Raw genomic sequence first — 22,209 nt, 5'->3', positions numbered from 1 at the left:
GTGTACTGATTTTTTTTCAACTAAAAATCTTTATTTAATAGTGAAAATCAGTTCTTTTTTTTCTTCTTTTTAAAAAGTCTCTTAAAAAAACCTTTAATTCCTTTTTCCCTATAAGGAGTACATTTAATAGAGGAATATATCTCTTCAGAAATGTTAAAAGAAGTTAAATATTTTTTTCTTAATTCTGCATCCTTTTCAATTTCTTTAAGAATATTTGCTATAATAGGTAACGCTAATGATGATCCAGCACCTTTTCCGCTACTAAAATGTACAGAATTTTTAGAAGTACCAACCCAAGTACCTAAAACAATATTGGGAGTATAGGCAAGAAACCAAGCGTCGGTATAATTTTGTGCGGTACCTGTTTTACTAGCCAAATCACTTTTAATATTATAAGTACTTCTTATTTTGGCGCCAGTTCCTTGTTCAACTGCTTGCTGTAAAATGGCAGTAAGTGTTTTAGTAATTTCCTCTTTAAATACTCTTTCAGCTTCCTGTTCTTTGCTTTCATAAATAATAGCACCCTTTTTATCGGTAATCTTACGTATCATATACAAATCGTTCATTTCACCATTATTAGCAAAAGCACTATAGGCTCTTGTTGCTTCAAGTAACGATAAATCAAGCGTTCCTAAAGCAACCGAAGGAGTATTATCTGATATTTCAGGAAACTTTAATTTTTCACATGAATTGGCTAGTAGTTCTTTCTCTAATTTAAAGTAAAGATTAACACTAGGTATGTTCATCGATTTAATTAGAGCGTACCATAAAGCAACTTTATTGTCAGGAGTAGATTTATGATCTGCATTTTGTGGTTTCCAATCTCCAAATTCTTCATACGTTTTTTCTTCATTTTCGAGATATTTACAAGGTGAGATTCCGTTTTCTAAAGCAGTAGCATATAAAAAAGGTTTAAAGGCAGAAGCTATTTGGCGATGCGATAGCACCATATCAAAAGGAAGGGTATTAAAATTATTTCCGCCAACCCAACTAATCACGGCCCCATTTTTAGGGTTGGTAACTAACACAGAAGCATTCAACATTTTTGTATAATGCCAAAGACTATCAATCGTGTTACCAGTAATAGTTTTGGTACTATCATGATCAAATAAGTAGAAAGTTCTGTTTTGTTTGTCTTTTTTTAATAAAGGTGACTTTTGCAATTGCTTTTTTAACCACCTTCTTTTTAAGCTATTTGAAGCTAACTCATTATTAAGTTGTTTTTGTTTAATAATAAGCTGATTTTTTGCTGATTTTTCTGCAATCTTTTGAATATCGTAATCTAGTGTCGTGTATATTTTTAAACCATCGTTTTCTAAGCTATATGAACTTTTGGTTTCGTTATTAACATTTTTTACGATTTCTATAGCCTTTTTCTTTACTTGATGTGTAAAATAACCTGCGGATGCATTCATATCAAGATTTTTGTAATTGAGTACAATTGGTAGTTTTTGCAAACTATCAGTAGCCTTATCACTTAAATACGATTCGTTATTCATTAATTGTAAGACCGTATTACGACGCTTTTTAGCATTTTCAGGATTCAATCGAGGGTTGTAATAAGTGTTCGCTTTTAGTATACCAACAAGAACAGCAGCTTCTTCAGTCTTTAACTCATTAACAGATTTATTAAAATAACGATTGGCGGCAGATTCTATTCCGAAAATATTTTCTCCAAAAGGAACAGAGTTAAAATACAATTGTAGTATTTCGTCTTTTGTATATAAACGCTCCATTCTACTAGCAATAATAAGTTCTTTAATCTTATTAATTGGCATGCTTAAAAAACCATGATACTGTCTTCCGTAAAGGTTTTTAATTAATTGTTGGGTAATGGTACTTCCGCCACCACTAGAAGCATTTCTCATTAAAATACTTTTAAAGAAAACACGTGCATAGCTTTGTCCGTCGTAACCATTATGAGTATAAAAACGCTTGTCTTCTGTAGCAATTAAGGCCTCTTTTAGGTAGCTAGGAATTTGTTCGAGTTTAATATTCGTTCGATTTTCAACAAATATTTTTCCAATAATAATAGTGTCAGAAGAATAAATTAAAGAAGCCTCTTCGTTAAATACAGCCGATAATTTTTCTTTATTAGGTAAATTACCAAATACATTAAAATAGACTAACGAAAATAAAGTGAGTACTAAGAAGCAAGCAAAAAGAATAAGGCTAGCTAAATATTTAAATATCCGAATTAAAATTTTCTTACCTTTAAACTGATGGTTCGTTTTTTTTAATGAATTCATTAAACTAAAAAATTACAGATTTAATAATTATTGTTATGCTTTTTTTTCTTTTAAAAAGCTTCCCCTTGTTTTATTCCCTTTTTGAAGCACAATTTCTGAATGTAAGAAGTCCGCCGCAGCAGCAGAACCTTTTACTTTAGAAGCACTACGTGTTAACATTTCAAGTTCAAACGCTGTTAATACACTTTTTCGTATTCCAAATTCTTTCCAATTAGACGAAGGTCCACACTTTTTAAATATTTCTCGCGCTAACGATAACGCATCTAGTAGTGCCTGATTTGCTCCCTGACCTTTAAATGGGCTCATAGGGTGTGCTGCATCTCCAATAAGTGTTATTTGTTTTCCTTTTTCTAATAAATCAGGAGTAAGTAATTCTCTATCGTAAACAGGGTAGCCTGAAATTTTAGATTCGTGAGTTGCTGCTAAAATCTGAGGAATTGGATGGTGCCATTGCGTTCTACGGCATGCTTCTTCTTTAAGAGCCTGACTACCTTCTTTGCTTAATTTTATGGCATCGTTTTCAGGCATAGGAAAGCTAAGTTGCCACATTATAGTATCTTTATCATAAGGCATCATATAAATTCGTTCAATACCATTTGCTGTTTGAAACACGGTAGACGAATCTAATAATGGACTATTAAGAGCTTCTAAATCTTTTAACGGACAAATACCTAATATTACAATACAGCCTAAGTAGCGTAATGGCGTTTTCTTTTCGCCAATTAATATTTTTCGCATGGTGCTGCGAATACCATCAGCTCCTACTAGAAGATCTGCTTTTACATTTTTTATAGCACCATTTACGTTAAAATTAAGTTGAACACCATCATTCTCAGATTCTTTAAAATCTATTAATTGGTGATTCCAGTGCACTGCATTAGAATCATTAAGTTGCTCAAGTAGTTCTAAACGTAAAGATTGCCGTGATATATGTACGTTTGTACGTTTTGTGTTCTTTTTTAAGTCGGTTGCTAACCATTTTTTAGCGCCCCATTCGCCAATAATTTCTCCATCTGTTTTGTGTACAACATGTTTTGTTGAAACAAGCCCTTCTTTTAGTGAAGTAATACCAAAACCTTGAATAGCTTTACTTGCTTGTTGAAGTGTTAGCCCGTAACCTTGAGACCTTGTATTAAAATTACTATCTCGTTCATAAAGTGTGAAAGGTATTTTTCGGTGTAAGCAAGCAACAGCTAAAGCAACGCCACCTATTCCGCCACCAATAATAGCAATGTGCGGATAATTTTCTGTATCAGCAATAGGGTTATTATCAGCAGGAATTAACCCCGATCCTAAACAAATACTACAGGGAGATATTCCTCCTTTAGATTTCGGTGGAGTAGGAGCTGCTTCTCCTTTATCTGATGCTTTGTATTTTTCTAAGGCTATTTTGTAACGTAGTCTGGCTTTCTTACTAGCCTTTAACTTTTTTTTACCTTCTCCTTTACATTCTTCACAAACAGACCAGTAAGTGTTATTGTTTTCCATTTTTTAGTTGGGTTGAAGGTTTGTTTTTCTAATTTTATGTAAGTTTTGCTAATATTTTATGTGTAGTTTGTTCCGTGGTTAAATAATTAGTCTAACAAATAAAATCTGCTAGAATTAAGAATAAGAGGAGTGTGATTACAGTTATTAAAAATTCATTGACATTATTGAAATATTTATTTTTTTAAGCAAGGGTGAAATCACAAATTAAGAAAGTAAAATTTATTTTAAATCTTAAGCTTTCCCTTGTTCTAATGCACCTAACATTAAAATAATTTCAGATTCAATTACATCTGTTTCATATATGCTTTGGTTATATAAAAAAGTTAAGGTATAGTCGTCATTAACACATACATCATATTTAACCATTTCTTTATTATTTAAGTCAAACCATTTATTAAATAATTTATTTCTGAAATGTTGTTTTCTATCGCTAGAATCACATATGTAGTGAATAATAATTGAATTATCTCTATTAATGTAATTGTTTATTATTTCAATAATAGTAGTTGAAACTTCAACATCATGGTAACCCTTTTTTTTATCAATTTCAGAGAAGTCAATTGATTCTAATTTATTGAGCGGTTTAGTTTCAACTTGCATATTTCTAAATGCTACATAATACGAAAGGTTCTGTTCAGTTTCAAACGTAAAAAAAGGGCAATCCTGCCCTTTATCTTCTTTATATTCATACATTCGAAAAATGTTATTTTTTTCTAGATTCTTTAATTTTATTGATAATAATTTTTCTATGCTCATCTTTCATAGAAATCATACCTTTGATAACCTCAAGGGTTTTATTACTAGGGTTGATTGTTGTTGAACGTGTCATAATTATTAATTTTATATTTACAAATATATAATAAGTGTATCACTTTTCTACCACACCTTTTGTTAATTTTGATTAAAAAACATATTATTTATTTTTAGTCTAAATAGTGTTATTGATTGTAAAGTTCTGTCTATTAGACGAGATAACTTAATTAAAGTTACAAAAAAAATAAAATTTCTCGAAGTGTTATTACAACCTTATTGATCTGTCGAACTTCAATTAGTCACATCAATAGTTAGCAAAGTTATTAGAAAACAAGCTAGAAATCAAGCTAAATTTACCAAACAAAAGACCCTCACAAAAGTGAGGGTTCATTATTTCTAATTTTATTTGTTCTTAGCAGCATCCACCGCCATCATAATGATAGGTAGATTCAGAAAAGAAAATATCATCTCTACCAAGCGCTTTTAAAGCAGCGGCAGTTTTATCACAAATAGCCAAAGGCTGGTTTTTTAATAAAGTATGTCCTTCGCCATCATCAAAATAATCCTCATCCCCATAATAAATAGCAGCTTTACCTGTAAAAATACATGGGCCATCTGCAGGCATAGGATCTTTAATTGCGGCAACTTCAATCGATTCTATGTAAATCAATTCGTCAGTAGGATAATTTTTAGGATCTAAAATCCTGTAAGGCTTTCTAGCTCTAATTTCTATAGTTCCGAAACCAGCATTAGTTAGAGCTTTTACATAATCAGCAATCGATAAGCTACCACTTAAACATAAAGCACGTAAACGTTCGTCGTTACGTAATTCATCATTCATTGGTTGCTCACAAGTAGGGTCGCTCATTACTAATTTACCGTGAGGTTTTAACACACGATACATTTCGGCAATAGCTTTCTTTAAATCATCAGACTTAAAAATATTAAATAAACAATTTTGAGCAGCAACATCAATAGAATTATCTTCAACAGGTAACGCCATTGCATCACCTTTGCGTAAATCAACAAAATCACTTTTAAACCAGTCATTTTGTTCTTCAGCAATTTTAAAGTTTTTACGAGATGCTTCTAGCATTTCATCAACTACATCTAAACCAATTACACCACCTTTATTTCTATTGAAATAGGCAAATTGTAATAACTCCATTCCACCACCAACACCAACGTATAACATTTTAGGATTGTTAGTTAAATCACGTGCATGTACTGTAGAACCACATCCGTAGTTCATTTCTTGCATGATTTTCGGAATTTTTAAACCAGGTAATTCCCAAATAGGATTTGTGGTACAACATAAGCCAACATCTGGTGTTAAGGCTGCTTCTTTGTATACGTTATGTGTAGTTTCTAAATAACTCATGTTTTACTTTTTTAATTTTCTACTGATTAGATTATCAATAGAATAAATGTCTAAATTTCTTGGTAATAATAGTAATGGTATTAAAAGAGCTGTTCTGTATATTACATGCGATAAATCCCAAATAGGTTCTTTTAATCCGTGCCCTATAGTGACAATAACTAAAACAGAAGCTAAAGCATATAAAGCGTAATTTGTTTTTAAACCAATAATTAATAACAATCCTGCGATTAGTTCAATTAAGGAGGTATAATATGCTGTGATTAATAATAGGAAATCAGGTAGTAAATCTGAATAACTATTTAGAAAAAAGTTTTTATACACATTTTCTAATCCGAATTTAAATACTTTTCCAAATCCTTGAAAAAAGAAAATAAATCCTAATAATAATCGCATTATTAATACTGCTATTTGTTTATTTTTTTGCACTACAATTGTTTTATCAATTCTTTAAATAAGGTAATCATTTTTGGCTCTGCTTGTCCGGCAACAGCTATTATTTCGGCAATATCTACAGGTTGTAAATTTTTAGGGTCACATTCATCTGTTAAGACAGAAACTGCGGCACACGGTAAATTTAGTTGTTTCGCAACGATAACCTCTGGTACGGTACTCATACCAACAGCATCAGCTTCTAAAATTTGAAGCATTCTATATTCTGCTCTAGTCTCTAATTGCGGGCCAACAACACTAGCATACATACCTTCATGTAACTGTATGTCGTTTTGTTGTGCTATATCTTTCAAAAAAGTATTAATTTTTTTAGAATAAGGTTCTAGCATGTCAGCAAATATATTTCCAAAGTCATTTGCTCCTTTAAAAGCTAAAGGCGAACCTCCTTGTAAATTTAAGTGGTCCTCTAGTAACATTAAATCTCCTTTTTTATAAGATAGATTAATTGCACCTGCAGCGTTAGAAATTAATAAAGTTGAAATACCTAAGCCATGCATTGTTCTAATTCCGTAAGTAACCTCCCAAAGATTGTAGCCTTCATAAACGTGAAAACGACCAGACATTACAATAACTTTTTTACCTGATAATGTTCCGTAAATTAATTTTCCTGAGTGAAACTCTACAGTTGCTTGCGGAAAATTAGGAATATCAGCATAAGCGATCTCTTTTTCTATTTTTATTTCATCAACTAGTTTTCCTAAACCAGTACCTAGTACGATTCCTATTTGTGGATTTGTAATTCCGTTTGATTTAAGGAAATCTATAGTTTCTTGTAATTGTTGTTTTTTCATTTTTGTCTGGTCGAGCGCAGTCGAGATCTATAGTATAACCTCTCGACTGCGCTCGAGAAGACATTTATTATTTTAAAAATTGTTGAAATGCTGAATGATTTTCAATATCTTCAAATACATCAATATCATTCAGTTCTTCTAACAAATGTACGGTTACTTTTTGTAAATCTTTTAGGGTGTCTCTTCTTACCGTTGCCGTTCCCCATTCTTTGTTTTTAAAAACAGCAGCATGCATTTTTTTCATTCCCAGTAAATAATACCCACCATCTTCTGCGGGGCCAATTACAACATCGTTCGTGTTTAACTTATCGAAAGCATTTTCAATAATTGCTGGAGTTAAATCATATAAATCACTACCAATAATTAGTACTTTGTCGTAGTTTTTATCAAAAGAGTTTTGAAAAGCATTTTGCATTCTAACACCTAAATCTTCCCCTTTTTGTAGGTGTTTTTGATAAGTTTCTTTATCCCAAGTATCATTATCGCGAATTTTCACTGAATAATATACGGCTTTGTCACAATTTAAATTAGCAGTAACTTCTTTTGTTTTCTCTAATAAAAACTTATAAATAGTTAAAGCAGTTTCATCTCCAACTGTTTTTGCTAAACGAGTTTTAGCTTTCCCTAACTCAGGGTTTCTAGTGAAAACTAGTAGTAAGTTTTTACTCATAAATCTTTTCTCCTTTTAAGAGCCACTTGCTCCATTCTTTATTAAAAGTATGTATTTTGTTAGTTGGGTTATTTTTACTGTTTACTACAGTATTATTTTTATTCTTCCATTCAAAAACACCGCCATATAAATTGTAAACATTTGTGTATCCTGCCTTTTTAAGACTTTCAGCAACATCTTCAGAGCGAATACCTAAAGAACAGTATACTACTATTTTGCTGTTTTTATCACTAGGAAGTATTTTTATAGTTTTAGTAATGCTAAAATTATCGTAACCAACACAAATAGCATTTCGTAAATGACTTACTTTAAACTCTTTTTGCTCACGAGCATCTAATAAAATAACATTAGAAGTTATTTTTTGCAAGCTATCAACAAAAATATAAGGAATCGTTTCTGTATTATGTTTCTTTAATAATTGTTTTAAATTCTTTTGTGAGAAAGAATTAAATGAAATCAGTAAAAAAAAGAAAATAAACTTATTCATTCGGTTATATTAAGTTTTTATTAAACTCAATATTATAATCTTCAAAGGCTATATTTTTTTCACATCCATCTATTAAGCAGAATGTTATATGTGAAATATGTTCAGTCCAATTTTCAAGCTGTTTAATTTGGTCAATTGTTATTAAGTTATTAATTTGTAAGATTCCTTCTGAATTAATAGCCCATGTTTTAGTTAAATGGCAAATTCCCCATATAGATGATATAATCTCTTTTCTGATATTGTTGTGAGAAAATTCATCGGATAAGACATGCAATGCATTTACTATTTTATGAAAGTTGTCTTCAGATAACTTAGTATTAAAAGGACGTAACATACCAATGAATCCGTTTTCCCATTTAGGGTTTTCAATATCTAAGTGTGCTCCACTTTGAAATAATAATTCTTCTATTGCTGCTTGTTCATGATTCATATGAGAAGTTAAGCGACAACACCTTGGCAACTACTACCGGCACCAGCAGTACAACCATAGCAATGTTGATTTATAATGATATTTCTGTTTTGTAATAACTCTTCATTGTATTCGGATATGTGTGTAGCTTTGCTAGCAACTTTTAAATTTAACATCTGATTAAAATCACAATCGTATAAATTACCATCCCAACTTACTGAAAGGGTATTTGTACACATTACATTCGCTACTGCTGTAGGGTTGTATGCTTCAACTAAAGCGTACATATAATCTTCGTAATTTTCTGAAGCAATTAAATAATCTAAAAAACGACTGATTGGTAAATTAGTAATAGCAAACAAGTTGTGAAAAGCGATGTTAAAATCATCTTTCAAAGCTTTTTTAAAGTCATTCTCTAAAGCCATTTGATCACCAGGTAAAAAAGCACCAGAAGGATTGTAAACCAAATCTAATTTTAAATCAGAACCTTCAACACCATAACCTACTTCGTTTAGCATTTGTAGCGCTTTGATAGATTTATCAAAAACACCATCGCCACGTTGTTTATCAGTCTTCCCTTTAGTCCAGTGTGGCATTGAAGAAACAACATGAACATTATGTTTTTTAAAAAAATCAGGTAAATCGTAATATTTTTTATTTGCTCGGATAATTGTTAAATTAGAACGAACAATAAAATCTTTAATTCCCACTTTGGCAGCTTCTTCAACAAACCATCTAAAATTAGGGTTCATTTCAGGAGCGCCACCAGTTAAATCTAATGTATGTGCTCCTGTTTTTTCAATAACATCTAAACACTGTTGCATGGTTTCAACTGTCATAATTTCTTTACGATCAGGTCCAGCATCAACATGGCAGTGCGCACAAACTTGATTACACATGTAACCTAAGTTAATTTGTAAAATTTCTAACTTCTTAGGACGTAAAGGAAACTGATTTGTTTCCTTTATTTTTTTCGCAAACGTAGGCAGTTCTCCATCAGCAAAAATTCCGTTAGATAAAATTTCTAATTGACGTTGTGTATTTGCTAAGTCGTTATTTCTTGCTAAAAGCGATTTTTTCATCATCTAAACTTCTGTCTGGTTGAGCGTAGTCGAAACCTTATTAATAACGGTTTCTATGCTGCGCTTTAATTTCCAATAATGCCTCATTATTTATTACATTTCAAGTTTATTCACTTTGTTCATCATTTGAACTCCATGAACTAAAGTTGCTCCACTTTTTATAGCAGCACCAACATGAAGTGCTTCCATCATTTCTTCTTTCGTAATTCCACGTTCTAACCCATCTTTTGTATAAGCGTCTATACAATAAGGGCATTGTTCAGTATGAGCAACAGCTAAAGCAATTAAGCTTTTTTCACGAGCAGTTAATGCACCTTCTTCAAATACTTTTCCGTAATAATCAAAGAACTTGTTTCCAAGTTCTTCGTTCCATTCTGTTATTTTTCCGAATTTACGTAAGTCGGCAGGATCATAGTATGTTTTTGACATGTATTCTTTTTAAGTTAAAAAGTAAAAGTACAAATTGTTTTAAAAATTATTAGAGCAATACGGCTATTTACCGTTTAAACTCCAATCGTATTTTAAAAAACTGATTTTTGCTTTTTCATCTATTTTAGTAGCTGAGTACTTGTTAAGAAAGTTTATTAATGAACCTTTTTTAGTGAAATCTCCTTTAAACCATTCAAAAATCTTTGAAAGTTCTATTTTATTTGTTGATATTTTATTTCTCTTAGGGTCGTTAATAAATTTTTTAATTAGCATATCTGTTTTACGCTCGTAATTAGCTTCTGTAAAAGCAAAGTTTCCTAATTGAGGGCAAGAACCTGACGCGCAGTTTACTCCAACATGAATTTTAGGGTCATTAAAATTTTTACGTAAAATTTTATGTTCTATGTGGTTTAGTGTATATGTTTTACCTCCAACTTTTGCAAACGGAATGTTCCAAGCATCTTTTCCTTTTTTCTTGATTTTCAGGATACTTTTAATAGGGTAGTTGTTTAGTATAATTTTTAAGGTATATGCATTATATGCGTTCACCCAAAAAGCTTTCTTTTTTGTTGCAGACCAGTTTTTTTGAGGTTTAGTTTTGTTCAGGTAATCTAAGTAAGTGTTTAATTTACTTTCTTCTTTCTTTAAAGCTTTATAGTTTACGTTGCCTTTGGCACTAACATGAGTTTTTAATAAAGAATTTAAAATACTTGTTTGACCAAATGAGTTTAAAAAGAAAGTTAAACTAAATAATAATAATATGTTACGCATAGTTTTTGTTTTAATCTGATGGTTTAGACGTTTATTTTAGTAATAGATTACAAAGAATGTTCCATTTTTTTTAAAGAAAGGTTGTTTGACTTTAAATAGGTATTCACTTATTGCTTTATTGTGGCTATAATCTGTAGAATAATAAAAGAAAGTAGGGGGAGTGTTTTAAAGGTAGTGAATTGTATTGATAACAAATACTATTAAAAATAAAAAAACCTTAACAAGTAAATGTTAAGGTTTAGTACTGAAGGCGGGACTTGAACCCGCACGGCCCAAGGGCCATTGGATTTTAAGTCCAACGTGTCTACCAATTCCACCACTTCAGCTGGTGTATGTATATAATTTTTTTGACTACTTTCTTAAAATAAACCTCGCTAATTAAAGCGAGGTTTAGTACTGAAGGCGGGACTTGAACCCGCACGGCCCAAGGGCCATTGGATTTTAAGTCCAACGTGTCTACCAATTCCACCACTTCAGCTTGTATGATTGCAAAGCAATCAAAATTGGTGTATTTTTAAGAAAGTCTCAGAGCGAAAGACGGGATTTGAACCCGCGACCCCCACCTTGGCAAGGTGATGCTCTACCCCTGAGCTACTTTCGCGTAGTCAAAAATTATTTTAAAGAACGATGCATTGTCTGAATGCGGGTGCAAATATAACACCTTTTTTTAAACCGCAAAACAAATTTTGATTTTTTTTCTGTTTCAATTACTATTATTTTTTATTGTCATTAGATAAGAAAGAAATACCTTTGCAGAAATTTTTAAATTTCGAAGTGGATTCTATTACACCTATACATACTAAAACCTCTTTAAAATCAATGTTTAATGATTTTAAACAACTAACAAAGGTAGGTTTATCTATTAGTGTTGTTTTTACATCTATTACAGGGTATTTATTAGGAGCCGAAACAATTGATTATACAATAGTCTTATTGCTAGCAATTGGAGGTTACTTAATGGTAGGAGCATCAAATGCTTTTAATCAAGTTATAGAAAAGGATATTGACAGCTTAATGCAACGTACTAAAAACCGTCCTTTACCAGCAGGTAGAATGACAGTAACGACAGCCTTAATAATTGCTGTTGTTTTTACTATTGTGGGTATTGGTATCTTATATTCAATAAATCCGAAGTGTGCTTTGTTTGGTGCAGTTTCTATTTTTTTATATACAAGTGCTTATACTCCTTTAAAGGCAGTAACACCTTTAGCTGTTTTCGTAGGTGCAATTCCTGGTGCAATTCCTTTTATGTTAGGATGGGTTGCTGCAACGGGTGAATTTGGTATTGAAGCAGGTTTTTTGTTTTTAATACAGTTTTTCTGGCAATTTCCACATTTTTGGGCAATTGGTTGGTTGCAATTTGAAGAGTATAACAAGGCAGGATTGCATATGTTGCCTATGGATAAAAAAGATAAAGGAGCTATAGTGCAAATAATTTTTTATACCTGTATAATGATTTTAATGTCGGTAGCACCCGTGTTAAAAGTAACAGGTAACTTATATATATATCCTATAACAGCAGTAATAATTTTATTATTAGGTATATTGATGTTGTACTACGCTTTTCAATTATATAAATCAGAAGAAAACACAGATGCACGTAAATTAATGTTGGCAAGTGTTTTTTATATTACAATCGTACCCATAATTTATGTGGTAGATAAATTTTTACACTAATGAGTGAACAAACGTTACAAGAAGAATTAAAAGTTGGACAAAGAAAATCAGCGAAACCGATGTTATGGATTTCTATGATTAGTATGGTTATGTTTTTTGCAGGACTAACGAGCGCCTATGTGGTAAGTATGAATCGTGAAGATTGGGTAAGTTTCGATTTACCTCAGTCATTTTATATTAGTACAGTTTTAATTGTATTGAGTAGTATTACGATGATTTTTTCTCAGAAATTTTTAAAGAAAGATAATTTAAAGGTGTCATTACTATTATTATTAGTGTCTTTTGCGTTAGGTTTAGGGTTTATATGGTATCAATATGTAGGTTTTAATGAGTTAAAAGCTGTAGGTTTATATTTTACTGGGCCAGAAAGTACTGTATCTACATCTTTTATTATAGGAATAACTTTTATGCATGTTTTACACTTGTTAGCAGGGGTAATTGTATTGTTAGTAGTAATTTATAATCATTTTAAAAAGAAATATTCATCGGCTGATATGCTTGGTTTTGAGTTAGGCGCAATCTTCTGGCATTTTGTAGATGTTCTGTGGGTTTATCTATTTTTCTTTTTCTATTTCATAAAATGATGAAAAATGCGTAATTTTGGCGCACTGTTTTAACAAAAATTAACAAAGAGAGATTTATGGAAGCAAATAATGCTTTGAATTCTGATAGCAAGGAGACTTGGAGCGGAGGTGGTAACAAACCATTTGGAGCTAGTTATGGTAAAATGATGATGTGGTTTTTCATCGTTTCTGATGCATTAACTTTTTCTGGTTTTTTAGCGGCGTATGGTTTAACACGTTTTAAGTTTATAGATTCATGGCCTATAGCCGATGAGGTATTTACTCACTTTCCAGGGTTGCATGGTGTACACGCGCCAATGTATTATGTCGCATTAATGACATTTATTTTAATTATATCATCAGTAACAATGGTTTTGGCAGTTGATGCAGGTCATCAAATGAAACAAAAGAAAGTTGCTTGGTATATGTTTGCAACGATCATTTTCGGAATTATTTTCGTAGGATCTCAAGGATGGGAATGGAAAAACTTTATTAACGGTTCTTATGGAGCAGTTAAAACTGAGAATAATCATATTTTACAATTTGTAAAGGATGGTCATCAAATAGCTTTAGCCGATTTTGTTCATACTGATAGAAAAGATGATAGAGTTCAACATGTTCGTCAAAATGGATTATGGTTCGAGAATGAAGAAACAATTTCTCAGTATTCAGTAGCACAAATCAAAGAAGCGTTTAAAGCGGATCCTTCTTTATTAATTAGAACTGAGTTATTAGATCTAAAAACTAAACAAAAAATAGTTTTATCAAGAGCTGAAAGTTTAGCGAAATTACCATTGATTAATAAAGTTGTTGAAGGAGCTAACTTAAAAGAAAACGAATACGGTAATCCAATTTTTGCTGATTTCTTTTTCTTTATTACAGGTTTTCACGGTTTCCACGTATTATCTGGAATTATAATAAACATTATTATATTTTTTAACGTTGTCTTAGGTACGTATGAACGTAGAGGACATTATGAAATGGTTGAGAAAGTAGGTTTATATTGGCACTTTGTAGATTTAGTTTGGGTATTTGTATTCACTTTTTTCTACTTAGTATAATTAAAAAACGATATTAAAAATGGGGCACGCAGCACACGAATCAAGCAAAAAAAGAATTTGGATTGTTTTAGCAATCTTAACAATTATAACAACTGTAGAAGTAGGCTTTGGTATTGTTAAGCCAGATGCAATGCATTTATACGGATTCGGAACAAGTTGGTTAAACTGGTTCTTTATTATCTTAACGCTTGTAAAAGCATATTATATTGCTTGGGCATTTATGCACTTAGAAGGCGAAAAAACATGGTTTAGAAGAGCGATAGTTTGGACAGCGGTTTTTTTAATTTCTTATTTGGTTCTTCTAGTATTAATAGAAGGAGATTATTTAAATGAAACATTAGGACCATTGGTAAAGTGGTAATTAAATAAAATTTAGAAAAGGTGGTTTTAACCACCTTTTTTTGTTTTTAATTAAAAATTTAAATGGGAAAGGTTCAAAAGTTTATCGTTTTATTTGCATTGTTTATAGTGCCTTTATTGTTTTATATATTATTGCAATTAGGTACACATAATTTTGGGAAACTACCCATAGTGTCTAAAAGTGTAATTGATGTTTCTTTAATTAATAAAGATGTTTCTTTTGCTAAAAGAGTTACCGTAGTTACGTTTTTGGGGAAAGATATTGATCGAGTAAAGGGAGAGGTTTATAACTTAAAAGAAAAAATATATAATAAATTTTCTAATTATGTAAGTTTTCAGATGATTTCTATGGTTGATGAGAGTCAAAAAGAAGCTGTAGAAGACTTAAAGAAAATGCTAAGTGTAAATACTGATTTAACTAGGTGGAATTTTGTTTTTGCTTCTGCTGAAGAAATGGAAGCTCTACATGAAAGTTTTAAAACGTCAAGTTCTTTGGATGAAAACTTTCACTCGCCTAAAGCATATCTTATTGATAAAGAATTTAATTTAAGAAGAGGGGAGTCTACAATTAATGCATTATCTGATAAAAAATTATTTGGATATACGATGAAATCTGTAGCGGAACTTAAAAACGATATGATCGATGATATAAGTGTTGTTTTGGTAGAGTATAAAATGGCATTAAAGAAAAATAATAGGAGTGAAAACCGAAGAACAAAAAGTATATCAAATGAAAAAAAATAAGTATTCATACGTTGGAATTTCGTTTATTATTCTATTGTTTGGTATTTATTCAGTGCCAAAAATTATAAAACATTTTAAAACATCAGATTTACATAAATTCAATAAAGTTCCAGATTTTGAATTTCTAAATCAAGATGGTAAGACAATTAACAATGATAATTTTGACAACAAAGTATATGTTGTAGAATTTTTCTTTGCTACCTGCCCAACTATTTGTCCACTTATGAATGAGAAGATGGTTGATATTCAAAATGAATTTATGGGGAATCTTAATTTCGGAATTGCATCTATTTCAATTACTCCAGATATTGATACGCCAAAGCAGTTAAAAGAATATGCGCAAAGAAATGGAATCAACCATAAAAATTGGCATTTGTTAACAGGTAAGTCAGAAGATGTTGTTTATGATTTGTCTAATGAAGGGTTTAAATTATATGCAGGGAAAGGAGAAGCTTCTCATGGTGGCTTTGAACATTCTGGATTATTTGCTCTGGTAGATAAAGACGGTTATATACGCTCACGTTATGACGAGCACGGAAATCCAATTATGTTTTATAGAGCATTAAATGAACACGATTTTGGAAATCAAATTCAGGAATTAAAACAAGATATTAAATTATTATTGAAGGAATAATATGAGTATTGAAGAAAAAAAATATAAGAAACTAATAACTATAGTTTCTGTTGTTATACCCTTGGCTGTAGCTGCCTTATTTGGAATAAAAATACCAAATGTAGAACCGTTATCATTTTTACCTCCAATATATGCAAGTGTAAATGGATTAACAGCAATATTGTTAATAGCATCAGTAGTCGCTATTAAAAAAGGGAATAAAAAATTACACGAACAATTAAATACTACAGCGATTATTTGCTCTGCATTGTTCTTAGTTATGTATGTTGCATATCATATGACATCAGATTCTACTAAGTTTGGAGGTGAAGGGGTTGTAAAATATATATATCTTTTTATTTTAATAACACACATTATATTATCTATTGTTGTGATACCTTTTGTATTGATAACTTTTATGAGAGCACGTTTAGGTAATTTTCCTGCACACAAAAAAATAGCAAAAATCACATTTCCTCTATGGTTATATGTTGCTGTAACAGGTGTAGTTGTATATTTAATGATATCTCCATATTATGTATAAAAAAATAACATTATTTGTTTTATTGATTGTTTCTTTAGGAGCGTCAGCACAATGCGCAATGTGTAAAGCCGTTGTTGAAGGTGGTAATGAAGCAGTTGCTGAAGGAGTTAATAATGGAATTACATATTTAATGGTGTTTCCTTATATTTTGGTAGGTGTCTTGTCTTATTTTATATACAGACATAAAAAAACTTCAAAAAATTAACATTCAAATATGAATGTTTTTTTGTAACATATTATATCTTTAGTCGTCATATAAAAAAAACTAAAAATAATTGTTCAGTTTTGTGCATCTAAATGTTCAAAAACAAACAGTTAAAATATGTTTTGATTGATGTAACACTTTGTAATATAGCGATTTATTGTTTTATTATTTTTTGGAACATGAATTGACTAACTATAATGAACAAAAAAATATTCGTTTTGAAAACAAAAATTCTACTATTCGCAGCTTTATTTATTTCATTAGCTGGTTTTTCTCAAAAAAAATGGACGCTAAAGGAATGCGTTAATCATGCACTAGAAAATAATATTACTATTAAGCAAAATAAGCTTAATATTGATATTGCTAAATCAGATGTAAAGATTGCTAAAGGAGATAAATTACCGTCTTTAAGTGGATCTACAGGAGGGAATTTAAGATTTGGTTCTGGTTTCGATCCTGTGTCTAATAATAGGGTTTCTACAAGTAATTTTGGGGGTTCTTTTGGTTTATCTGCTGGTATAACTGTTTTTAATGGTTATAGAATCTTAAATACCTATAAACAAGCTAAATTAGGTGTAGAAGGTAGTGAGCTAGATTTAAAAGTAATTGAAAATGATATCGCATTACGTGTTGTTAACACGTATTTAAATGCATTGTTTGCTAAAGAAAACTTACTTGTCGCAGTAACACAAGCTGAAATTAGCCAAAAGCAAATTGAGCGTGCAAAAGCCCAGTTTGATGCAGGTGCGGTTCCTAAAAGTGATTTATTAAATGTGCAGTCTACAGCATCTAGTGATGCTCAAAATGTGGTAACTCAAGAAAATGCGTTAAACTTAGCACTATTGAATATTTCACAATTATTACAAGTTCCTTACAATAATTTTGATGTTGCTAAGATTGAAGTAAATTCACCTTCTATGGAAATGCTTTATAGTACCTCAGAAGAGGTGTACAAGCAAGCATTAGCTAACAGGCCTGAAATAGCTAAGGCAAAATTGAATATTAAAAACGCAGATTTGTCTATTAAAATAGCTAAATCTGCATATATGCCATCTATTTCTGCTTCTGGTAATGTTGGAACAAATTATGGTTATAATTTAGATCTCCCAGTTGGTATTTCTAACACAGGTTTTTTAGCACAATTAGATAATAATTTAGGTTACGGTTTGGGTTTTAATGTAAATATTCCAATTTTTAATGGTTTTAAAACAGATGGGAGAGTAGCGCGTTCAAAAATTAGTAAACTAATTACTGAAACGAGGCTAGAAAATGAAAAATTACAATTGCAACAAACCATAGAAACAGCTTTTCAAGATGCAAAAGCTGCTGCAAAATCGTTTGAAGCTGCAGAGATTTCGTTAAATGCTCAAAGGGAAGCGTTTAAAAATGCACAGGTAAGTTATGATTATGGTTCAATGACATTGTTTGATTTCGATCAAGTTCGTAATCGTTTAGTGAATGCAGAAGGAGCAAGTATTAGAGCAAAATATAATTATGTGTTTACTACTAAAGTATTGAAGTTTTACTACGGTGAAGATATTTTATTGGATTAAAAATACTGTTCATTTATAATTAAACTCATCATTTTTTAATGATGAGTTTTTTTATTTTTTAAGAGTATCTTTGCGCAAAAAAGAATTTGGCACTTATACTTAACATAGAAACTGCAACCAAAAATTGTTCTGTTAGTTTGGCAGAAAATGGTGAAACTTTAGTGATTAGAGAATTAAATGATGGCAATTATTCTCATGCAGAAAAATTACATCCTTTTATTCAAGAAATTTTTGATGAAGCTAAGATTTTGTTAAGTGATATTGATGCCGTGGCTGTAAGTAAAGGGCCTGGTTCTTATACAGGACTTCGTATAGGTGTATCAGCAGCAAAAGGAATTTGTTTTGCTGTAGAGAAGCCCTTAATATCAATAGAAACATTAAAATCTTTAGCTTATAGTACTTCTGTTGATGAAGGAGTTATTGTACCAATGTTAGATGCTAGAAGAATGGAGGTGTATTCGGCAGTTTATGATGCTAATTATGAAGAATTACGTGAGATAAAAGCAGAAATAATAGATGGGAATTCTTTTGAATCTGAATTATCGAGCGGAAAAGTTTATTTTTTAGGAGATGGAGCTGCTAAATGTAAAGAGGTAATTATTCATGAAAATGCTATCTTTATTAAAGATGAGTTTCCTTCATCTAAAGAAATGGCAATGTTAAGTTATGCTAAGTACAAAAAAAACGACATCGAAGATGTCGCTTATTTTGAACCTTTTTATTTAAAAGATTTTATTGCTATTCCTGAAAAAAAGAAAGTTTAAGCTTCTTTTTTAATTTCAACAGCATGAGGATATGGTATTTCGATTCCAGCCTTATCTAACGCTGATTTTACATTTTCAGTAGTTTCAAAGTATACATCCCAGTAGTCTGCAACATTAGCCCATGGTCTAACAGCAAAGTTTACCGAACTATCAGCTAATTCAGATACGTTTACAGTAGGAGCAGGATCTTGTAAAACTTTTTTGTTGTCAGTTAAAACCTTTAATAAAACTTCTTTTGTTTGTTTTATGTCAGAGTCATAACCTACACCAAAAGTCAAATCAACACGTAATTTACCTTCTGCTGTAAAATTGGTAATATTACCATTTGATAAAGTTCCGTTAGGTATAATTACCAATTTGTTATCAGGTGTTGTTATTTTTGTAGTAAAAATTTCAATTTCTTTAACTACACCTATTTCTCCTTGTGCTTTAATTAGGTCACCGATTTTTATAGGCTTAAATATCATTATTAATACACCTCCAGCAAAGTTTGCTAAAGAACCTTGTAGTGCCATACCAATAGCAAGACCTGCAGCAGCTATAATTGCAGCAAATGAAGTTGTTTCTACCCCTAATTTAGATAAAATAACAATAATTAATAAAATTTTAAAGACCCAATTAACAAGATTGAGTAAAAATTTTTGCAAACTTTCATCATATTTTCTCTTCATCATAACGGTACTTGTAACTTTCATTATTTTTTTTATAATCCAAGAACCGATAATCCATATAAGAATAGCTGCTAATATTTTTAATCCATATTCAGTAGCATATGTGGTAATACTGTTAATAATTTGTTTAGAATCCATTTTTAATTGTAAGTTTTTAATAGGGTTAAAATTAATGCTATAATTGCGGGTATAGCCTGAACATAAAGTATACTTATCTTCTTTGTTGAATAAGACCCGTAAAAACCTGCCAAAGTCACACAGGTTAGAAAAAAGATAGCAATATTATCTCCGTAATTACTATCTAATAAAGACCATATTAATCCTGCAGCTAAAAAACCATTGTATAAACCTTGATTAGCAGCAAGTACTTTTGTTTCTTCTGCGTGTTCTTTAGATTTTAATCCGAAGGTTTTAATTCCTTTTGGCTTTGTCCATAGTACCATTTCTAATATTAGTATGTAAATGTGAATTAGTGCAACTAATCCAATAAAAAAAGACTGTAGTGTATTCATAATGAGTAAAATTGGTTTAATATATAGTTTTTTAGCTATTTTACAATAGAAATTTAAAAATAAAAAGTGGCTTTTCTTTTACAGTAACTCGCTGGGCAGAGTCTCCCAATTTTGAGTTTGTTTTCTCTTTCTCTTTTTAAAATTAGTGTTTTAACACTTAATGTACCTCTCTTTTTATGCAAATATTAGTTTAACTCCGCTAAGTCAGGGAACTTTGTGGAACGGGTTTAATTTACTTTTCCTTGTTTTAAGGGATATATACAGGTTTTTCTGAAATACAATTCCTCATCATATAACCTTCAAAAGACTTATTCTCTTTTAAGTTTACATAGAGACACTCTACCCAAAAGACATTTTTATTATTAGACAATTCTTTTTAATCGTATCAATAATTCTAATATTACCTTGCGAAACTTTTATTGTTTTTTTGGAATTAACACTTGGTTTTGAAAAAAGATATGCTTCTTTTAAATTTATTATAGAATATTGAGGGAGATATTCCTAGTTACTGTGCATATAGTCATAACATGTTATGTTACATCTAACTCTCCTATTTCTTTTTTTTCTATATTAACTTCCCAAATTCTAACATTTTTTTATATTCATCAAAATGTTTAGAAGATTTATCTACTAATACAATCACACTTTTATTAATTCCATCACATTCATCTATAAGTAAATACTTTGTTTTTCTGAGAAATATTGCATTCTCTCTTGTGTTTCATCGTTCTTGTTTTTTGATTTTAAGATATCTAGTAATAGTATTTCTTCTTTAAGCACCTTATAAAACAATATCTCTATCCTTTCTTTATTAAAATTAACTTTATACCGATAATTTTTATACTTATTAACTAAATCTTCTGATATTTGTTCATTATCTCTTTGGAAAAATATCGTTCACTCTCATTAAAGTACTTTTTTTCAAAAGATTTTCCATATGTTTCACCTTTTACAAGCTTGATGTTATTTTTGCATGATATGATTAGGAAATCGATACAAATGAATAATTGAATTTTGAGATATTTTTTCATAAATATTTTTCTTATTAAATTAATTAATAACTGTATGGAAATGATTGTGATGATCCTTTTTTATTTTTCTATTTAATTTGTGCAGAATTTTTTTAGCGCCATACCTTAAAGCTTCTTTCTTAAATTCCAGAATTAATTTGTTTGGAATATGACAAACGGCATTCCTCCCTACACCTTGACCTATGTCTTGGTCATTTAATTCACTTATGTGAATAGCCTTACCATAATAATGTTTACTGTTTGAGCTATGGGAAGCTCCCGTTATTTCAGAAACGTTGTAGCTATATATCTGACTTAATTTATACATCACATATAGTAATTTGGAAGATATTATTACTTCTCCTGAATGGTTATTCTTTTTTCTAAATACTTTTGTTTTATCATAATCACTCAATTTAGCCTTTTTATCTTAGGCAATATCTTTTATATTATCTATAGCATTCGCTTTATCCTTAACTTTTCTTACATGTTCCCTTGCGAACTTGATTCGTTTTTCTTTTAATATTAGTTTCGCTATAATTTTAGCGTCTGTATTCTCATCAATTTTAGTTAACACTTTTACTTCTTCCCCTAGTATGTCACCTTCATAGTACCCTCTCAACATTAAAGAATCTTTTTCGGTACTCCACCACGAGCCATCTTCTTTTTCTACCCCTACATAAAAGTAAGGAGCTTTATTGTTTTTCGCCATCCATTTTTCAGACAACGTAAAAGGCACTACAACTTTTCCTTCGGCATTTACTACTACATTATTGTTTTCAGTAATTTGTTTTCCGTTGTAGTTATCAGCAGCCTCAGTTCGGTAGAGTTCTAGCTTTATTTTTTGTCCGATGATATTGGTGGTTTCCGCTATAAACGTAATTTTTGTACCATACGGAACAGCCTGTAAGTGTGAACTTATAATATTGCCATCGTACATAAAGTACGAGCGTATAATTTTAGGCTCTTTGC

General features: G+C 30.7%; 27 protein-coding genes and 3 tRNA genes. 10 read left to right on the top strand and 20 right to left on the bottom strand.

What is annotated here, in order from left to right:
- Positions 1 to 47: 47 nt before the first annotated feature.
- The 16 genes from H518_RS0108645 to H518_RS0108570 all read right to left on the bottom strand — a co-directional run bounded on the left by H518_RS0108645 (position 48) and on the right by H518_RS0108570 (position 11,561).
- Positions 48 to 2,249, bottom strand: coding sequence for a transglycosylase domain-containing protein (locus tag H518_RS0108645; protein WP_028888683.1), 2,202 nt, complete (start codon positions 2,247 to 2,249; stop codon positions 48 to 50).
- A 33-nt stretch (positions 2,250 to 2,282) separates the two neighbouring features.
- The gene (locus H518_RS0108640; protein ID WP_028888682.1) at positions 2,283 to 3,737 is read right to left on the bottom strand and encodes an FAD-dependent oxidoreductase; all 1,455 of its coding nucleotides are present in this window, start codon (positions 3,735 to 3,737) and stop codon (positions 2,283 to 2,285) included.
- Between the two features lie 231 nt (positions 3,738 to 3,968).
- On the bottom strand, positions 3,969 to 4,430 hold the full coding sequence (locus tag H518_RS0108635) for a DUF6169 family protein (protein ID WP_028888681.1): 462 nt from the start codon (positions 4,428 to 4,430) through the stop codon (positions 3,969 to 3,971).
- 10 nt (positions 4,431 to 4,440) lie between these two features.
- Positions 4,441 to 4,566, bottom strand: coding sequence for a hypothetical protein (locus H518_RS21490; protein ID WP_262509212.1), 126 nt, complete (start codon positions 4,564 to 4,566; stop codon positions 4,441 to 4,443).
- 336 nt (positions 4,567 to 4,902) lie between these two features.
- On the bottom strand, positions 4,903 to 5,871 hold the full coding sequence (arsM, locus tag H518_RS0108625) for an arsenosugar biosynthesis arsenite methyltransferase ArsM (RefSeq protein WP_028888680.1): 969 nt from the start codon (positions 5,869 to 5,871) through the stop codon (positions 4,903 to 4,905).
- 3 nt (positions 5,872 to 5,874) lie between these two features.
- On the bottom strand, positions 5,875 to 6,297 hold the full coding sequence (locus tag H518_RS0108620) for a DoxX family membrane protein (protein ID WP_028888679.1): 423 nt from the start codon (positions 6,295 to 6,297) through the stop codon (positions 5,875 to 5,877).
- Complete coding sequence (locus H518_RS0108615) at positions 6,297 to 7,112, bottom strand: purine-nucleoside phosphorylase (protein WP_028888678.1); 816 nt, start codon at positions 7,110 to 7,112, stop codon at positions 6,297 to 6,299. The genes H518_RS0108620 and H518_RS0108615 overlap by 1 nt, the downstream gene beginning before the upstream one ends.
- Positions 7,113 to 7,179: 67 nt before the next feature.
- On the bottom strand, positions 7,180 to 7,782 hold the full coding sequence (locus tag H518_RS0108610) for a TIGR04282 family arsenosugar biosynthesis glycosyltransferase (protein ID WP_028888677.1): 603 nt from the start codon (positions 7,780 to 7,782) through the stop codon (positions 7,180 to 7,182).
- Positions 7,775 to 8,269 (bottom strand): rhodanese-like domain-containing protein, encoded by a 495-nt coding sequence (locus H518_RS0108605; RefSeq protein WP_028888676.1) that lies wholly within the window; start codon positions 8,267 to 8,269, stop codon positions 7,775 to 7,777. Before H518_RS0108605 ends, H518_RS0108610 begins: the two co-directional genes overlap by 8 nt.
- 4 nt (positions 8,270 to 8,273) lie before the next feature.
- Positions 8,274 to 8,699 carry a hypothetical protein gene (locus H518_RS19540; RefSeq protein WP_043706762.1) on the bottom strand — a complete coding sequence of 142 codons (426 nt, stop codon included), beginning with the start codon at positions 8,697 to 8,699 and terminating at the stop codon, positions 8,274 to 8,276.
- Between the two features lie 8 nt (positions 8,700 to 8,707).
- Complete coding sequence (gene arsS, locus H518_RS0108595) at positions 8,708 to 9,763, bottom strand: arsenosugar biosynthesis radical SAM (seleno)protein ArsS (RefSeq protein WP_028888675.1); 1,056 nt, start codon at positions 9,761 to 9,763, stop codon at positions 8,708 to 8,710.
- 90 nt (positions 9,764 to 9,853) lie between these two features.
- The gene (locus H518_RS0108590) at positions 9,854 to 10,189 is read right to left on the bottom strand and encodes an arsenosugar biosynthesis-associated peroxidase-like protein (RefSeq protein WP_028888674.1); all 336 of its coding nucleotides are present in this window, start codon (positions 10,187 to 10,189) and stop codon (positions 9,854 to 9,856) included.
- A 63-nt stretch (positions 10,190 to 10,252) separates the two neighbouring features.
- Positions 10,253 to 10,960, bottom strand: coding sequence for a DUF547 domain-containing protein (locus H518_RS0108585; protein WP_028888673.1), 708 nt, complete (start codon positions 10,958 to 10,960; stop codon positions 10,253 to 10,255).
- A gap of 242 nt (positions 10,961 to 11,202) precedes the next feature.
- A tRNA-Leu gene (locus tag H518_RS0108580) sits at positions 11,203 to 11,286 on the bottom strand.
- Between the two features lie 68 nt (positions 11,287 to 11,354).
- Positions 11,355 to 11,438 (bottom strand) — tRNA-Leu (locus H518_RS0108575).
- Positions 11,439 to 11,489: 51 nt separating this feature from the next.
- A tRNA-Gly gene (locus tag H518_RS0108570) sits at positions 11,490 to 11,561 on the bottom strand.
- 218 nt (positions 11,562 to 11,779) lie between these two features.
- On the opposite strand from H518_RS0108570, the gene cyoE reads away from it, so the two are divergent.
- The 10 genes from cyoE (at position 11,780) to tsaB (ending at position 19,044) form a co-directional block, all read left to right on the top strand.
- Positions 11,780 to 12,637: a heme o synthase gene (gene cyoE / locus H518_RS0108565; protein ID WP_051263718.1), complete on the top strand. Its 858-nt coding sequence runs from the start codon at positions 11,780 to 11,782 to the stop codon at positions 12,635 to 12,637.
- Positions 12,637 to 13,221 carry a cytochrome c oxidase subunit 3 gene (locus H518_RS0108560; protein ID WP_028888671.1) on the top strand — a complete coding sequence of 195 codons (585 nt, stop codon included), beginning with the start codon at positions 12,637 to 12,639 and terminating at the stop codon, positions 13,219 to 13,221. Before cyoE ends, H518_RS0108560 begins: the two co-directional genes overlap by 1 nt.
- 56 nt (positions 13,222 to 13,277) lie before the next feature.
- On the top strand, positions 13,278 to 14,261 hold the full coding sequence (locus H518_RS0108555; protein WP_028888670.1) for a cytochrome c oxidase subunit 3: 984 nt from the start codon (positions 13,278 to 13,280) through the stop codon (positions 14,259 to 14,261).
- Positions 14,262 to 14,280: 19 nt separating this feature from the next.
- Positions 14,281 to 14,622 (top strand): cytochrome C oxidase subunit IV family protein, encoded by a 342-nt coding sequence (locus H518_RS0108550; protein ID WP_028888669.1) that lies wholly within the window; start codon positions 14,281 to 14,283, stop codon positions 14,620 to 14,622.
- A 62-nt stretch (positions 14,623 to 14,684) separates the two neighbouring features.
- The gene (locus H518_RS0108545; protein ID WP_028888668.1) at positions 14,685 to 15,365 is read left to right on the top strand and encodes a hypothetical protein; all 681 of its coding nucleotides are present in this window, start codon (positions 14,685 to 14,687) and stop codon (positions 15,363 to 15,365) included.
- Positions 15,352 to 15,999 carry an SCO family protein gene (locus H518_RS0108540; protein ID WP_028888667.1) on the top strand — a complete coding sequence of 216 codons (648 nt, stop codon included), beginning with the start codon at positions 15,352 to 15,354 and terminating at the stop codon, positions 15,997 to 15,999. The genes H518_RS0108545 and H518_RS0108540 overlap by 14 nt, the downstream gene beginning before the upstream one ends.
- 1 nt (position 16,000) lies before the next feature.
- A complete protein-coding gene (locus H518_RS0108535; RefSeq protein ID WP_028888666.1) occupies positions 16,001 to 16,522 on the top strand; it encodes a DUF420 domain-containing protein in 522 nt (173 codons plus the stop codon).
- A complete protein-coding gene (locus H518_RS0108530; protein WP_028888665.1) occupies positions 16,515 to 16,727 on the top strand; it encodes a hypothetical protein in 213 nt (70 codons plus the stop codon). Before H518_RS0108535 ends, H518_RS0108530 begins: the two co-directional genes overlap by 8 nt.
- A gap of 218 nt (positions 16,728 to 16,945) precedes the next feature.
- The gene (locus H518_RS0108525; RefSeq protein ID WP_028888664.1) at positions 16,946 to 18,280 is read left to right on the top strand and encodes a TolC family protein; all 1,335 of its coding nucleotides are present in this window, start codon (positions 16,946 to 16,948) and stop codon (positions 18,278 to 18,280) included.
- 86 nt (positions 18,281 to 18,366) lie between these two features.
- Positions 18,367 to 19,044 carry a tRNA (adenosine(37)-N6)-threonylcarbamoyltransferase complex dimerization subunit type 1 TsaB gene (gene tsaB / locus H518_RS0108520; RefSeq protein WP_028888663.1) on the top strand — a complete coding sequence of 226 codons (678 nt, stop codon included), beginning with the start codon at positions 18,367 to 18,369 and terminating at the stop codon, positions 19,042 to 19,044.
- Here tsaB and H518_RS0108515 read toward each other — a convergent pair.
- The 4 genes from H518_RS0108515 to H518_RS21215 all read right to left on the bottom strand — a co-directional run.
- The gene (locus H518_RS0108515) at positions 19,041 to 19,853 is read right to left on the bottom strand and encodes a mechanosensitive ion channel family protein (RefSeq protein WP_043706758.1); all 813 of its coding nucleotides are present in this window, start codon (positions 19,851 to 19,853) and stop codon (positions 19,041 to 19,043) included. The two genes, tsaB and H518_RS0108515, sit on opposite strands and share 4 nt — an antisense overlap.
- A 2-nt stretch (positions 19,854 to 19,855) precedes the next feature.
- Positions 19,856 to 20,227 carry a DUF1304 domain-containing protein gene (locus H518_RS0108510; protein WP_028888661.1) on the bottom strand — a complete coding sequence of 124 codons (372 nt, stop codon included), beginning with the start codon at positions 20,225 to 20,227 and terminating at the stop codon, positions 19,856 to 19,858.
- 1,050 nt (positions 20,228 to 21,277) lie between these two features.
- Positions 21,278 to 21,652, bottom strand: coding sequence for a hypothetical protein (locus tag H518_RS0108505; RefSeq protein WP_028888660.1), 375 nt, complete (start codon positions 21,650 to 21,652; stop codon positions 21,278 to 21,280).
- Positions 21,653 to 21,667: 15 nt separating this feature from the next.
- Positions 21,668 to 22,209, bottom strand: a 542-nt coding sequence (locus H518_RS21215) for a hypothetical protein (RefSeq protein WP_043706756.1), incomplete at its 5' end; no start/stop codon positions are given.

It is taken from the genome of Tenacibaculum ovolyticum DSM 18103 (genome assembly GCF_000430545.1).
Taxonomy (GTDB): domain Bacteria; phylum Bacteroidota; class Bacteroidia; order Flavobacteriales; family Flavobacteriaceae; genus Polaribacter; species Polaribacter ovolyticus.
The sequence above is the reverse complement of the archived record's forward strand: the minus strand, read 5'-3'. Positions and strand labels throughout refer to the sequence as shown.

Excerpts from the sequence above, each read along its gene's own strand:
- H518_RS0108645 (WP_028888683.1), bottom strand. The coding sequence starts at position 2,249 with ATGAATTCATTAAAAAAAACGAACCATCAGTTTAAAGGTAAGAAAATT.
- H518_RS0108640 (WP_028888682.1), bottom strand. The coding sequence starts at position 3,737 with ATGGAAAACAATAACACTTACTGGTCTGTTTGTGAAGAATGTAAAGGA.
- H518_RS0108635 (WP_028888681.1), bottom strand. The coding sequence starts at position 4,430 with ATGTATGAATATAAAGAAGATAAAGGGCAGGATTGCCCTTTTTTTACG.
- H518_RS21490 (WP_262509212.1), bottom strand. The coding sequence starts at position 4,566 with ATGACACGTTCAACAACAATCAACCCTAGTAATAAAACCCTTGAGGTT.
- arsM (WP_028888680.1), bottom strand. The coding sequence starts at position 5,871 with ATGAGTTATTTAGAAACTACACATAACGTATACAAAGAAGCAGCCTTA.
- H518_RS0108615 (WP_028888678.1), bottom strand. The coding sequence starts at position 7,112 with ATGAAAAAACAACAATTACAAGAAACTATAGATTTCCTTAAATCAAAC.
- H518_RS0108610 (WP_028888677.1), bottom strand. The coding sequence starts at position 7,782 with ATGAGTAAAAACTTACTACTAGTTTTCACTAGAAACCCTGAGTTAGGG.
- H518_RS0108605 (WP_028888676.1), bottom strand. The coding sequence starts at position 8,269 with ATGAATAAGTTTATTTTCTTTTTTTTACTGATTTCATTTAATTCTTTC.
- H518_RS19540 (WP_043706762.1), bottom strand. The coding sequence starts at position 8,699 with ATGAATCATGAACAAGCAGCAATAGAAGAATTATTATTTCAAAGTGGA.
- arsS (WP_028888675.1), bottom strand. The coding sequence starts at position 9,763 with ATGATGAAAAAATCGCTTTTAGCAAGAAATAACGACTTAGCAAATACA.
- H518_RS0108590 (WP_028888674.1), bottom strand. The coding sequence starts at position 10,189 with ATGTCAAAAACATACTATGATCCTGCCGACTTACGTAAATTCGGAAAA.
- H518_RS0108585 (WP_028888673.1), bottom strand. The coding sequence starts at position 10,960 with ATGCGTAACATATTATTATTATTTAGTTTAACTTTCTTTTTAAACTCA.
- cyoE (WP_051263718.1), top strand. The coding sequence starts at position 11,780 with ATGTTTAATGATTTTAAACAACTAACAAAGGTAGGTTTATCTATTAGT.
- H518_RS0108560 (WP_028888671.1), top strand. The coding sequence starts at position 12,637 with ATGAGTGAACAAACGTTACAAGAAGAATTAAAAGTTGGACAAAGAAAA.
- H518_RS0108555 (WP_028888670.1), top strand. The coding sequence starts at position 13,278 with ATGGAAGCAAATAATGCTTTGAATTCTGATAGCAAGGAGACTTGGAGC.
- H518_RS0108550 (WP_028888669.1), top strand. The coding sequence starts at position 14,281 with ATGGGGCACGCAGCACACGAATCAAGCAAAAAAAGAATTTGGATTGTT.
- H518_RS0108545 (WP_028888668.1), top strand. The coding sequence starts at position 14,685 with ATGGGAAAGGTTCAAAAGTTTATCGTTTTATTTGCATTGTTTATAGTG.
- H518_RS0108540 (WP_028888667.1), top strand. The coding sequence starts at position 15,352 with ATGAAAAAAAATAAGTATTCATACGTTGGAATTTCGTTTATTATTCTA.
- H518_RS0108535 (WP_028888666.1), top strand. The coding sequence starts at position 16,001 with ATGAGTATTGAAGAAAAAAAATATAAGAAACTAATAACTATAGTTTCT.
- H518_RS0108530 (WP_028888665.1), top strand. The coding sequence starts at position 16,515 with ATGTATAAAAAAATAACATTATTTGTTTTATTGATTGTTTCTTTAGGA.
- H518_RS0108515 (WP_043706758.1), bottom strand. The coding sequence starts at position 19,853 with ATGGATTCTAAACAAATTATTAACAGTATTACCACATATGCTACTGAA.
- H518_RS0108510 (WP_028888661.1), bottom strand. The coding sequence starts at position 20,227 with ATGAATACACTACAGTCTTTTTTTATTGGATTAGTTGCACTAATTCAC.